The sequence below is a fragment of the Geomonas diazotrophica genome, from assembly GCF_018919385.1.
GTDB lineage: Bacteria > Desulfobacterota > Desulfuromonadia > Geobacterales > Geobacteraceae > Geomonas > Geomonas diazotrophica.
On record NZ_JAHLMF010000001.1, the window covers coordinates 377,333 to 389,348 of the forward strand.

Annotated in this window: 11 protein-coding genes; all 11 read left to right on the plus strand. The window is 65.3% G+C overall.

What is annotated here, in order from left to right:
* Window positions 1-53 precede the first annotated feature (53 nt).
* The 11 genes from KOM00_RS01470 to nuoL all read left to right on the plus strand — a co-directional run bounded on the left by KOM00_RS01470 (window position 54) and on the right by nuoL (window position 12,009).
* Window positions 54-458, plus strand: coding sequence for an NADH-quinone oxidoreductase subunit A (locus tag KOM00_RS01470; RefSeq protein WP_216497057.1), 405 nt, complete (start codon window positions 54-56; stop codon window positions 456-458).
* Entirely contained in the window at window positions 455-2,839 is a 2,385-nt protein-coding gene (locus KOM00_RS01475) for an NADH-quinone oxidoreductase subunit B/C/D (RefSeq protein WP_216497058.1), read from the plus strand. Before KOM00_RS01470 ends, KOM00_RS01475 begins: the two co-directional genes overlap by 4 nt.
* 20 nt (window positions 2,840-2,859) lie before the next feature.
* Window positions 2,860-3,333, plus strand: coding sequence for an NADH-quinone oxidoreductase subunit NuoE (gene nuoE, locus KOM00_RS01480; RefSeq protein WP_216497059.1), 474 nt, complete (start codon window positions 2,860-2,862; stop codon window positions 3,331-3,333).
* A gap of 126 nt (window positions 3,334-3,459) precedes the next feature.
* On the plus strand, window positions 3,460-4,725 hold the full coding sequence (locus KOM00_RS01485) for a complex I 51 kDa subunit family protein (RefSeq protein WP_216497060.1): 1,266 nt from the start codon (window positions 3,460-3,462) through the stop codon (window positions 4,723-4,725).
* 35 nt (window positions 4,726-4,760) lie between these two features.
* Window positions 4,761-6,701 (plus strand): 2Fe-2S iron-sulfur cluster-binding protein, encoded by a 1,941-nt coding sequence (locus KOM00_RS01490; protein ID WP_216497061.1) that lies wholly within the window; start codon window positions 4,761-4,763, stop codon window positions 6,699-6,701.
* 184 nt (window positions 6,702-6,885) lie between these two features.
* Window positions 6,886-7,875: an NADH-quinone oxidoreductase subunit NuoH gene (nuoH, locus tag KOM00_RS01495; RefSeq protein ID WP_216497062.1), complete on the plus strand. Its 990-nt coding sequence runs from the start codon at window positions 6,886-6,888 to the stop codon at window positions 7,873-7,875.
* Window positions 7,876-7,920: 45 nt separating this feature from the next.
* Window positions 7,921-8,370 (plus strand): ankyrin repeat domain-containing protein, encoded by a 450-nt coding sequence (locus KOM00_RS01500; RefSeq protein ID WP_216497063.1) that lies wholly within the window; start codon window positions 7,921-7,923, stop codon window positions 8,368-8,370.
* 133 nt (window positions 8,371-8,503) lie between these two features.
* Window positions 8,504-9,034 (plus strand): NADH-quinone oxidoreductase subunit NuoI, encoded by a 531-nt coding sequence (gene nuoI / locus KOM00_RS01505; RefSeq protein ID WP_216497064.1) that lies wholly within the window; start codon window positions 8,504-8,506, stop codon window positions 9,032-9,034.
* Between the two features lie 158 nt (window positions 9,035-9,192).
* Window positions 9,193-9,678, plus strand: coding sequence for an NADH-quinone oxidoreductase subunit J family protein (locus KOM00_RS01510; RefSeq protein ID WP_216497065.1), 486 nt, complete (start codon window positions 9,193-9,195; stop codon window positions 9,676-9,678).
* The gene (gene nuoK, locus KOM00_RS01515) at window positions 9,675-9,983 is read left to right on the plus strand and encodes an NADH-quinone oxidoreductase subunit NuoK (protein WP_216497066.1); all 309 of its coding nucleotides are present in this window, start codon (window positions 9,675-9,677) and stop codon (window positions 9,981-9,983) included. The genes KOM00_RS01510 and nuoK overlap by 4 nt, the downstream gene beginning before the upstream one ends.
* 148 nt (window positions 9,984-10,131) lie before the next feature.
* Complete coding sequence (gene nuoL / locus KOM00_RS01520) at window positions 10,132-12,009, plus strand: NADH-quinone oxidoreductase subunit L (RefSeq protein WP_216497197.1); 1,878 nt, start codon at window positions 10,132-10,134, stop codon at window positions 12,007-12,009.
* Window positions 12,010-12,016: the final 7 nt, after the last annotated feature.

Here is a 12,016-nt window from a genome sequence, read left to right on the forward strand (position 1 = left end):
CGCTAGATTATACGGGTACCAAAATCCCCTGTTATTCTCAATGAAAGGCCGGTATGCCAGTCACCGCACAGCAGGTCGAGTTCATCCCCCTCGCCATTTACACAGCCCTCGCGGTGGGGCTGATCGGCGTCCTGCTGGCGGCGGCTTATTTCCTGGGTTCAGGCAAAGATGCCGCCGACAAGCACATCCCTTACGAATCCGGGGTGGTCCCGACCGGGTCCGCCCGTCATGCGTCCCGAGTCCCCTTCTATCTCATCGCCATCTTCTTCATCGTTTTCGACGTCGAAGGCTCTTTCATCCTGACATGGGCCACTGCCTGGGACCTGCTCGGGATCCAGGGGCTCGTGCACATCACCGTCTTCATCGTGGTCCTCATGCTGGGGCTGGTCTGGCTCTGGATGAAGGGGGGACTGGACTGGGGGCCGTCCGCCATCCGTATGCGAGGTAAACAACCTTGAGCGAGAGGGACGACGAAAAAATACCGGAAAACGTCCTCCTCACCTCCTTGGACGACCTGATCAACTGGGGGAGGGCGAACTCACTCTGGCCGATGTTCTTCGGTCTTTCCTGCTGCTTCGTGGAAATGATGGCTTCCTTCACCTCGCGCTACGACGTCTCGCGCTTCGGCGCCGAGGTGCTGCGCGGCACCCCGCGCGAGGCCGACCTCATGGTGATCGCGGGGACGGTCTTCAAGAAGATGGCTCCCAGCATCCTCAGGCTCTACGACCAGATGGCCGAGCCCAAGTGGGTCATCTCCATGGGGAGCTGCGCCAACTCCGGCGGCATGTACGACGTCTACTCCGTGGTGCAGGGGGTGAACCAGATCCTGCCGGTCGACCTGTACATCCCCGGCTGTCCTCCGCGTCCGGAGTCGTTCCTGGAAGGGCTCATGCTGCTACAGCAGAAGATCAGGAGCGAGGAACGCCCCACCCGCCCGGTTTTGCGGATGCAGGGAGGAACCCAGGGGACCGTTGCCCCCATCCTCGTGGACGGCGTCACCAAGTCCCGCGACACCCGCGGCCCCGGCATGGAGGGGATCGCTATCCGCGGCAGCTCGATGCAGCACCCGCACTTCGCCGCGCCGCGCTCGGACGAGCTTTGGCGCCCGAAGCAGCCCCGCCTCCCCTACCCGGAGTTCGGGCTGCAGGAGGAATTGCAGGAAAAATTCGGCGGCGAGGTGCTCCGCGACGAAGCCGCCTCCGACATGCTCACCTACCGCGCGCCGGCCCACCTGGTGCCCGATCTGCTCAGACACCTGAAAGAGCGCCAGGGGTCCCCCTTCCGGCGGCTGGAAGACATCGCCTGCGTGGACGAATCCTGCCGCCGCGACCGCGACAGGTTCCGCGATTTCACCGTCAACTACCACCTCACCTGCTTCGACACCCCCGGCAGGATCAGGATCAAGACAGAACTGGAAGGAGCCTACCCCGAGGCACCCAGCGTCACCTCCGTTTTTCCCGTCGCCAACTGGTACGAGCGGGAAGCCTACGACATGTTCGGCATCCGCTTCGCCGGACACCCCAACCTGACCAGGATACTGATGCCCCCCGACTGGGAGGGGCACCCGCTCAGGAAGGAACACCCCTCCCGGGCCACGGAAATGCGCCCCTACACGGCGGAGGAAGCGCGCGGGCGCAAGTCGCTGCCCGGTGGCGACTTCTTCGACCGCGTCGACGACGAGACGCTGATCCTGAACGTCGGCCCCCAGCACCCCGGCACCCACGGGGTGGTGCGCTTCATCCTGAAGCTCTCCGGCGAGGAGATCGTGGACATGGACACCGAGATCGGCTACCACCACCGTGGCGCCGAAAAAATCGGGGAGCGGCAGAACTGGCACCAGTACATGCCCTACACCGACCGGATCGACTACCTGGCCGGCGTGCAGAACAACCTGGCCTACGTCAACTCGGTGGAGACCCTCTGCGGCATCGAGGTGCCGGAGCGTGCCCAGTACATCCGGGTCATGCTCAGCGAGCTGTTCCGCATCGCCAACCACCTGGTCTGGCTGGGGACCTTCGCGGCCGACATCGGCGCCATGACCCCGGTCTTCTACACCTTCACCGACCGGGAGAAGATCTTCGACATCGTGGAGCTGATCACCGGCGGACGGATGCATCCCGCCTGGTTCAGGATCGGTGGCGTCGCGGACGACCTCCCGGCAGGGTGGCTGGACAAGGTCCGGACCTTCCTGGAGTGGTTCCCGCCGCGCCTTGCCGAGTACGAGAAGCTTCTGACCGGAAACCCCATCTTCACGGCGCGCCTTAAGGGGGTCTCCGCCATCACCAGGGACGAGGCCCTGGAGTGGGGGCTCACCGGGCCGATGCTGCGCGCCTGCGGGTTCGACTGGGACCTGCGCAAGAAGATGCCCTACTGCGGCTACGACCGTTTCGACTTCCAGGTGGCCACCGCCGAGGGGGGAGACTGCTACGCGCGCTACCTGGTGCGCATGGAGGAGATGCGCCAGTCGCTCTCCATCGTCAGGCAGGCCGCCGCAGGGATGCCGGATGGGCGCTGGATCTCTTCCGATTACCGCTACGTGCTGCCCCAGAAGCGGGACGCCCTTGAGGACATAGAGTCCCTGATCCACCACTTCGTGAACGCTACGCGCGGCATGTCCCCTCCCAAGGGAGAGTGCTACGCGCCGATCGAGGCACCAAAGGGAGAATACGGCTACTTCGCCGTTTCCGACGGGCTGCACACCGCCTACCGCATGCGCATCCGGACCCCGACCTTCCCGCACATCCAGTCGCTGCCCATGTTGAGCCGGGGCTGGCTGGTGTCGGACTTCCTGGCCATCATCGGGTCCATCGACTTCGTGCTGGCGGACCTGGACCGGTAACTGTAAGGAGAGAACCGGGGATGATACCCGAGACGCTGAAAACATCGCTTAAGGCGCGGGTCGCCTCCGCCCTCACCCCCCGCGAGGCAGCGGTGGACGTGATGAAGGAGCTGCAGGCGCACTACGGCTGGCTCACCGACGAGGCGGTGGAAGAGGCCGCGGCGCTCCTGGGGCTTTCGCCTTTGCAGGTGGAGGAACTGGCCACCTTCTACGAGATGATCTACCGCCGCCCGGTGGGGAAGAAGGTGATCCACGTCTGCGACTCCATCTCCTGCTGGTGCGCCGACTGCGACAAGATCATCCAGCACCTGAAGGACAAGCTCGGCGTCGGGCTCGGCGGCACCACCGCGGACGGCATGTTCACCTTGATTCCGTGCTGCTGCATGGGGATGTGCGGTGACAGCCCGGCCATGTCGGTGGGGGGCGTCCCGTACGGGAAGCTGACGCCTGAACTGGTGGACGAGATACTGGAAATGGAGCGGAACAACAGGTAAAGGCACCCTCACCCGGCCGTCTCCCGGAGGTGAGGGAGTCCCATCCCTTCTCCCCTGGGAGGAGGTGCCCGAAGGGGCGGATGAGCGCGCTGCCACAGGGCGAAAGACAGAGACCGACAAGGAACCATGGAACTCCCTCTTTTCCGACATAACCGCCCCAACCGCGTGGTGACGTTCGACGAGTACCGCGAGGAGGGGGGCTTCGAAGCCCTCAAGAAGGCCTTCTCCGGGATGAGCCCGAACGACGTGCAGCAAGCCGTCATGGACTCGGGGCTCAGGGGGCGCGGCGGCGCCGGTTTCTCGACCGGCCGCAAGTGGTCCTTCGTCCCCCGCGACCTCCCCGGCCCGCGCTGGCTCATCTGCAACTGCGACGAGATGGAGCCGGGGACCTACAAGGACCGGGTGCTCCTGGAACACAACCCGTACTCCCTGATCGAGGGGATGACCCTCGCCTGCTACGCGCTGGGGGTGCGCCACGCCTTCATCTTCATCAGGAAGGGGTACGAGAAGGCGGCGGCCAACCTGGCGCGCGGCATCGAGGAGGCGAAGAAGGCGGGACTGCTCGGCGAGCACATCCTGGGGAGCGAGCACTCCATCGACCTGGACCTGCACCTCTCCGCCGGCCGCTACATCTGCGGCGAGGAGACCGCGCTTATCAACGCGCTGGAGGGGAAGCGCCCCAACCCGCGCTCCAAGCCCCCCTTTCCGGCGGTGAAGGGGCTCTGGCAGGGGCCGACCGTGGTCAACAACGTGGAGACCCTGGCCAACGTCCCGGCCATCGTCGCCAACGGCGCCCCCTGGTTCAAGGGTCTGGCCCTCAACCCAGAGGGGGCCGGCAGCAAGCTCTTCTGCGTGAGCGGCTCGGTCAAGAACCGCGCCTGCGTCGAGCTTCCCATCGGCACAACGCTTGGGGACATCATCGACGGGGCCTGCGGCGGCATGCGCGACGGCAGGAAGTTCAAGGCCTGCATCCCGGGAGGGGCCTCAACCCAGTTCCTGAAGCCGGAGCACTGGACGCTCCCCATGGACTACGAAACCGTGGCCAAGGCGGGCTCCCGGCTCGGCTCCGGCGGGGTGATCGTCTTCGACGAGGGGCACTGCCTGGTGGAGGCGACCCTGAACCTGATCACCTTCTTCGCCCGGGAATCCTGCGGCTGGTGCACCCCGTGCCGGGAAGGGCTTCCCTACGTGAAAGAGATCCTGACCCGGATCGAGAACGGGCGCGGCGAGGAAGATGACATCACCATCCTGCGCGAGCACGTGAAGTATCTGAACTACACCTTCTGCGCCCTCGCCCCCGGCGCGATGGCCCCTCTGGACGGCCTGCTGCGGGATTTCGAGGACGAGGTGCGGGAGCATATCACGAAGAAGAAGTGCCCGTTCAAGGGGTGACTGCCGGCTCGAAGGCAAGAGGTAGATAAAGGTACATGCCCAAACTGATCATCGATGACATACCGGTGGAGGTCGCGCCGGGAACCAGCGTCCTTGAGGCGGCCCGCAGCGTCGGGATAACCATCCCGCACTTTTGCTACCACCCCGCCCTGGCCATCGCCGCCGCCTGCAGGCTCTGCGCGGTGAAGCTCCTGGACGGCCCGGTCAAAGGAATCCAGATGTCCTGCGCCCTGCCGGCCCAGGACGGCATGGTGGTCTCCACCACCGATCCGGAGGCCTTGAAGATGCGCTCCCTGGTCATCGAGTGGCTCATGCTGAACCACCCGCACGACTGCCCGGTCTGCGATGAGGGGGGCGAGTGCCTGCTGCAGGACTTCACCATCGCCGGAGGCCACAGCCACCGCCGTTACCAGGGGAAAAAGCGTACCTTCCAGAACCAGTACCTGGGCGAGGGGATCCAACACGAGATGAACCGCTGCATCGAGTGCTACCGCTGCGCCCGCTTCTACCAGGATTACGCAGGGGGCACCGACTTCGGCGTCATGGGGAGCGCCGGGCGGGTCTACTTCGGCAGGTTTCAGGAGGGACCCCTGGAATCTCCCTTCTCCGGGAACCTGGTCGACATCTGCCCGACCGGCGTCTTCACCGACAAGACCGGGCGTTTCCGGGCCCGCTACTGGGACTACCAGTTCGCCCCCTCCATCTGCCAGCACTGCTCTGTTGGGTGCAACACCTCGCCGCAGAACTTCCAGCGCGAGACCATCAAGATCGTCGGGCGCCGCAACGACCAGGTGAACGGCTGGTTCATCTGCGACCGGGCCCGCTTCGACAAGGGGTACCTCAACGACCCGCAGCGCCCAAGGGAACCCCGCCTGGACGGCGCCACCTGCGGCGACGACGTCGCCGTCGACGCGGCCGCCAAATCCATCGCCGAGTTCGTGCGCAAAAACGGCGCCGACAGCCTCGCCTTGGTGGGCTCCCCGAGGCTCTCGCTGGAAGGCATGGTCCTTCTGGCGCAGCTCGCCCGCGCCGCGGGGGGAGCCAGGCTCTGCTACTTCGGCGATCCCGCCCAGCAGCAGGGGAGCGTGGCGGCGGCCCGGCTGCTCCGCGAAGAGAACAGCGCGTATGTGCGGGACATCGAGCAGGCCCAGTGGATCGCCCTGCACGCCCTCGACCTGATCGAGGAGGCCCCCATGCTGGCCCTGTCGGTGCGCAAGGCTTTCCTGGCCGGGGCCCAGATCTTCCTGGTCGACGGCGACCCGATCCCGGCCCGCAACACCCCTCCATTCAAGTACACGGCCGTGGAGTCGCTGGACCAGGTCCCCTTCGAGAAGGGGGGGAAAGGGGTGATCATCTGCGGCGCCGGCAAGAAGGATCCCGACCTCCTGGCACAAATCGCCTCCTGCGGCGCCAAGCTGGTCATGCTGCAGCCCGGTGCGAACGGCTTCGCCGCCGGACTGCTCGCGCAGGAGCATGCGGCATCCCCCCTGGCCGATCTGGTGGCTGCCCGGCAGGTGCGGGGAGTAGTCTGCTTCGAGGCCGATGTGCCTGAAGGGCTCCTCTCCGGATTGGAGGTCCTGGCGAGCGCGGACTGGCGCCGGGGACCGGTCGAGGCGAAAAGCCCCATCTTCATCCCCACCACCACCTGGGTGGAGTCCGACGGCACCGCCATCAATTACGAGGGGAGAGCCCAGCGTTTCCAGCGCAGCAGGTTGGCCGGGCTTCCCTTGAAAGGGCTCGACCCGAAGTACTACGGCAACGCCACCGAGGCCGTCACCCTGCATCCGCCGCGGGTGCACCGGGAAGAGGTTCCCGGGGGGGCGGAGCGCGACGCCTGGCAGGTCATGGCGCAGTTGATCGCGAGGCTTGGGGGTGAGCCGGTAGTGGAGCCTTTGGAAGGGAAATGGAGCGCGCTGAGGAGCCTCGACCCGGAGGGCGAGGGAATTCGAATTTTCGAGATCGTTGCGGGCGAATGATTATTCGCCCCGCCGACAGCATCTGCACGCTCTCCCTCTCCCTTTGGGAGAGGGCTGGGGTGAGGGCGCCACTTCGCTCCACCATGTTCAATAGCACTGACACGACACCTCCCTCACCTGCCCACGTACCCTCTCCCGGAGGGAGAGGGTACGTGGGCAGGCAAAAGCGGGAAGGAATGAGGTCATGACCTGGACTGCCACCGACATAGCGCTGATGCTCGGCAAGATCGTGCTGCTCTACGCCATCATTCTGACCGGCGCCGCCTACCTGGTGCTTGCGGAGCGGCGCATCCTGGGCTTCATCCAGGACCGGATCGGCCCCAACCGGGTCGGCCCCCTGGGACTCTTGCAGCCCTTGGCCGACGTGATCAAGATGCTCACCAAGGAGGACATGATCCCGACCGCCGCCGACCGCCTGCTCTTCTCCCTGGCGCCGGCCATGGCCGCCATCCCAGCCATCCTGACCTTCGCCATCATCCCGCTCGGGGCGCCGGTACAGCTCTTCGGGCGCCAGGTGCACCTGCAGATCGCCGACCTGAACGTGGGGGTGCTCTTCTTCATGGCCCTCTCCTCCATCGCGGTCTACGGCGTGGCGCTCGGCGGGTGGGCCTCGAACTCGAAGTATGCGCTCCTGGGGAGCATCCGCGGCCTGTCCCAGCTGATCTCCTACGAGCTCTCGATGGGGCTGTCGCTGGTCCCCGTGGTGATGCTGGCCAAGTCGCTTAGCTTGGCCGACATCGTGAACGCCCAGGCCGAGATGCCCTTCATCGTGTACCAGCCGGTCGCCTTCGCGATCTTCCTGGTCAGTATCCTGGCCGAGTGCCGCAGGATCCCGTTCGACCTCCCCGAGGCGGAGGGGGAGCTGGTGGCCGGCTTCCACACGGAGTATTCGGGGATGCGCTTCGGGCTCTTCTTCGTCGGGGAGTACATCAACATCATCTCGCTGGGCTCGCTCGCCTCGCTCTTCTTCCTGGGCGGATGGCGCGGCCCACTGCTGCCGCCGGTCTTGTGGTTTTTCATCAAGGTCGGATTATTCTCGTTCCTGTTCATCTGGGTCAGGGGAACCCTCCCACGCCTTCGCTACGACCAGCTCATGCACCTGGGCTGGAAGTTCCTGACACCGCTTGCTCTTCTCAACATTCTAGTCACCGGGTGGTGGCTGGCTTTACGATAAGAGGCGTTGTACTGGGCAATGTATTCTCACAAAGGAGGAACTGCGATGACAACAACCGTGGAAGTCGAGTTGGGGGCAGGGTTCAGGGCACAGGTGGATGCGGTGGACAAAAACGGCCATACCGCGCTGATGGACGCGGCGAAGGCCGGGAACCTGGCCGAGGTGAACGACCTGCTGGAGCGGGGCGCGAACCTGACCGCCAGAAGCGACAAGGGAAAAACGGCGCTGCACTTCGCGGCGGCGCACGGCAATGCGGACGTGGTACGCCTGCTGTTGCAAAGGGGAGCCGAGGTCGATGCCCGCGACCGTGACGGCCACACCCCGCTCATGCTGGCGGCGAACTACGGCTGCACCCAGACCACGCAGATGCTGGTCGACAGCGGCGCCGACCCGCTGGCAATGTCCTACTCCGGAACCACCGCCCTCGCCTATGCAGAGAACAACCAGCACAGACAAACCCTCGACGTCTTGATGAAGTCACTACGGCCCAACTGACACCTCTTTCCGGCAGGCAGCCCGCGCTGCCTGCCGGGCCCCGGCCCTCCCTACGCTGTCACAGCGCGCGGTCGGCCCTAAATGAATCTGCCGGCATCTATTACGGCACCAACGACACTTCGAGCAGGAACGGATGCCCATACTGAACGACATAAAAGAGATCCTGACCGGCCTTTCCATCACCTTCCGCCACATCTTCAGGAAACCGGTCACGGTGCAGTTCCCGGAGGAGCGCAGGGCCATGCCCGAGCGCTTCCGCGGCAGCATCGTCCTGACCCGCGACCCCGACGGCGCCGAGCGCTGCGTCGCCTGCTATCTTTGCTCCGGGGCCTGCCCCGTCGACTGCATCTCGATGGCCGCGGCGGAAGGGGAGAACGGCCGACGTTACGCCGCCTGGTTCCGCATCAACTTCTCGCGCTGCATCCTGTGCGGCCTCTGCGCCGAGGCCTGTCCCACCCTGGCCATCCAGATGTCGCCCGAGATGTTCCACTGCAGGCGCCAGGTCATCGACATGGTTTACGAGAAGGAGGACCTGCTGATCGACGGCACCGGCAAGGATCCCAATTACAATTTCTACCGCCACGCCGGGACCGGTGTGGTGCAGCCGCGCGGTAGCGGCGCAGGTGAGCAGGCGCCTGCAGACCCCAGAAGCCTGTTGCCGTAGTATAGGCTAGGAAATTCAGGGGACACCTCCCTCTCCCTCTGGGAGAGGGAAAGCTCACACACGGGGCAGGTGCGGGTTTAAGACTTCCCCCTCCCCGGCACTCCCCCTTTGGGGCGGGGACGCGGCACAGACGGACACAAAAGTTATTTCGGAGCGAAATGGAAGCGACCCTTTTCTACATACTGGCGGCGGTACTCCTCACCGGGACCCTGCTCGCCATCACGGCGCGGCAGGCGGTACGTTCCATCGTCTACCTGGTGACCTCGTTCTTCGCCCTGGCCCTGATGTTCTACCTCCTGGGGGCGCCGCTCATCGCGGCCTTCGAGGTGATCATCTACGCCGGGGCCATCATGGTGCTCTTCCTGTTCGTCATCATGATGCTGGAACTGGAGTCCCCCGAGAAACTCCCGCAGCCGCACTTCACGAATTGGCTGCCGGCCCTGCTCCTGGCGGGCGCGGTGGTCGGCTCGCTGGTGGTCCTCCTCTGCTCCCGCCTGCGGGCGGTGCCTCCCGGTTTCGTCGAGATCCCGGTGCGCCAGTTCGCCTTCGCGCTGTTCAAGCAGTACGGGGTTGCCGTGGAAGTCGTTTCGATGCAGCTCCTCTTCGCGCTGGTGGGCGCGCTCTACCTCGGGAGGCGCAGATGAGCGTACCGCTGTCCCACGTGCTGATCGTGGCATCCCTGATGTTCGCCATGGGCCTTGGCTGCGTGGTCGCCTGGCGCGCCAACGTGATCATGATGCTGATCGGCATCGAGATCATGCTGAACGCCGTGATGCTTACCTTTGTCGGCGGCTCCGCCCACTGGGGCATCGCCGACGGACAACTGTTCTCACTGATGCTGATGGCACTGACGTCCGCAGAGGTGTCGCTGGCGCTCGCCATGGTCGTTTACCTGCACCGGCGCAAGAACACCGTCAACACCGACCAGTTCGACTCCATGAAGGGATAGCCCTTTCTTTCCCTCCCCGAGAGGGGCGGGGTGAGGGCGCCGGTAGTGGCGACACTGCCGCATTGGCACCTCCCTCACCCGCCCTGCCGGGCACCCTCTCCCAAAGGGAGAGGGGATTTGGACGGGGACAGGAACAATAAGGACAATGATGCTTCCTACCTACCTCACATTGATGCTCCTTTTCCCGCTTTTGGGCGGGCTTACCTGCGCGCTGGCCGGGCGGAAGCTGCCGCGCACGCTGGTGGAGGTCTTCGCCTGCGCCACGGTCTGGGGCAGTTTCCTCTGCGCTGTGCTTGCGGCCGCCGCCTACACCGCCCCCCAGGTGATCACCCTCGCCGATTGGTTCACGAGCTTCGACCTTTCCATCCCGATCTCGCTCTACCTCGATCCCCTCTCGCTCTCGATGACGGTCATGATCGGTTTCGTCTGCGGGCTGATCCACGTCTATTCCGTCTTCTACATGCGCGAGGATCAAGATTACGCGCGCTACTTCGCCCTGCTGAACCTGTTCGTCTTCGCCATGCTGACCCTGGTCCTCGGCGAAACCCTGCCGCTTTTGTACCTCGGCTGGGAAGGGGTGGGCTTCTGCTCGTACCTCTTGATCGGCTTCTGGTACGCGGACCCGGCCAACGCCGACGCCGGCAGGAAGGCCTTCATCACCACCAGGATCGGCGACGTGGCCCTGATGATCGCGCTGGCCTGGCTGTTCCAGCTCTTCGGTACCCTTTCCGTCACCAAGGTGAACGGGATGGGGTTCCTCATGCCCGGCTCCGTCATCACCATGCTCGGGATCCTGTTCCTGATCGCCGCCATGGGGAAGTCCGCCCAGATGCCGCTCATGGTCTGGCTCCCGGACGCCATGGCCGGCCCGACCCCTGTCTCCGCCATGATCCACGCCGCCACGATGGTGACCGCCGGGGTCTACCTGCTGGCGCGCCTGCTGCCACTGATCGGCGGCTCCCAGGTCGCCCTCGCCGCCATCGCGGTCACCGGCGGGCTGACCGCCTTCTACGGCGCCACCTGCGCCCTCGCGCAGCGCGACCTCAAACGGGTCCTCGCCTACTCCACCATCAGCCAGATCGGCTACATGATGCTCGGCGTAGGCGCCGGGGCGGTGACCGCCGCGACCTTCCACCTGCTGGTGCACGCCTTCTTCAAGGCCCTGCTCTTCCTCGGTGCCGGCTGCGTCATCGCGGCCATGCACCACGAGCAGGACATCTACAAGATGGGCGGGTTGAAGCGCTCGCTGCCGCTCACCTTCTGGAGCTTCCTGGTGGGGGCTGCCTGCCTCGCCGGAATCCCCTTCACCGGCGGTTTCTTCAGCAAGGACAGCATCCTGCTGGCGGTCTGGCTCAAGGGGGGAGTGCTGTACCAGGCGCTGTACCTCCTCGGCCTGCTCACGGCGCTGATCACGGCGTTCTACAGCTTCCGCTTGGTGTTCCTGGTCTTTGCCGGCGGCAACGGTCACGTGCACCGCAGCTCCGGCCTCACGGTTATGCAGCTGGTGCTGATCCCGCTCGCCATCCTCGGGCTGTTCGGAGGATTGCTCGACCTTCCCGCCTACCTGGGCGGCGGGTACCTGAGCGCTTTCTTCGAGGGACTTCCCGCAGGCGACCTCCTGAAGGTATCGCACGAGCAGGAGATCGCGATGCAGGTTCTGGCCGGGGTCGTGGCACTGCTCGGCCTGGCAGCCGCGTACTTCCGCTACGGAAAGGGGCGCGCCGAGCGGATGCGGGAGGCCCAGGCGCGGCCGTCGGCGCTGATCGGCTTCCTGGCGCAAGGGTGGTACTTCGACAAGCTGTACCATCTGGTCCTGATCCGTCCCTACCAGGCCTGTGCCGGGTTCTTCTGGGAACGGGTTGATCACGGGGTGATCGATGCCTCGGTGGATGGCCTCGGGTCCGGCCTGGGCGGCGCCGGGCGCCTGCTCGGACGCTGGAGCACCGGAAAGGTCGCCGTCTACCTGATCAGTTTCGCCGCCGGGGGGGCCCTGATTCTTGGGTACCTCGCCTGGCTCGCGCTGTAACGTAACC

Coding starts and splice junctions, on each gene's coding strand:
- KOM00_RS01470 (WP_216497057.1), top strand. CDS start 54: ATGCCAGTCACCGCACAGCAGGTCGAGTTCATCCCCCTCGCCATTTAC.
- nuoE (WP_216497059.1), top strand. CDS start 2,860: ATGATACCCGAGACGCTGAAAACATCGCTTAAGGCGCGGGTCGCCTCC.
- KOM00_RS01485 (WP_216497060.1), top strand. CDS start 3,460: ATGGAACTCCCTCTTTTCCGACATAACCGCCCCAACCGCGTGGTGACG.
- KOM00_RS01490 (WP_216497061.1), top strand. CDS start 4,761: ATGCCCAAACTGATCATCGATGACATACCGGTGGAGGTCGCGCCGGGA.
- nuoH (WP_216497062.1), top strand. CDS start 6,886: ATGACCTGGACTGCCACCGACATAGCGCTGATGCTCGGCAAGATCGTG.
- KOM00_RS01500 (WP_216497063.1), top strand. CDS start 7,921: ATGACAACAACCGTGGAAGTCGAGTTGGGGGCAGGGTTCAGGGCACAG.
- nuoI (WP_216497064.1), top strand. CDS start 8,504: ATGCCCATACTGAACGACATAAAAGAGATCCTGACCGGCCTTTCCATC.
- KOM00_RS01510 (WP_216497065.1), top strand. CDS start 9,193: ATGGAAGCGACCCTTTTCTACATACTGGCGGCGGTACTCCTCACCGGG.
- nuoK (WP_216497066.1), top strand. CDS start 9,675: ATGAGCGTACCGCTGTCCCACGTGCTGATCGTGGCATCCCTGATGTTC.
- nuoL (WP_216497197.1), top strand. CDS start 10,132: ATGCTTCCTACCTACCTCACATTGATGCTCCTTTTCCCGCTTTTGGGC.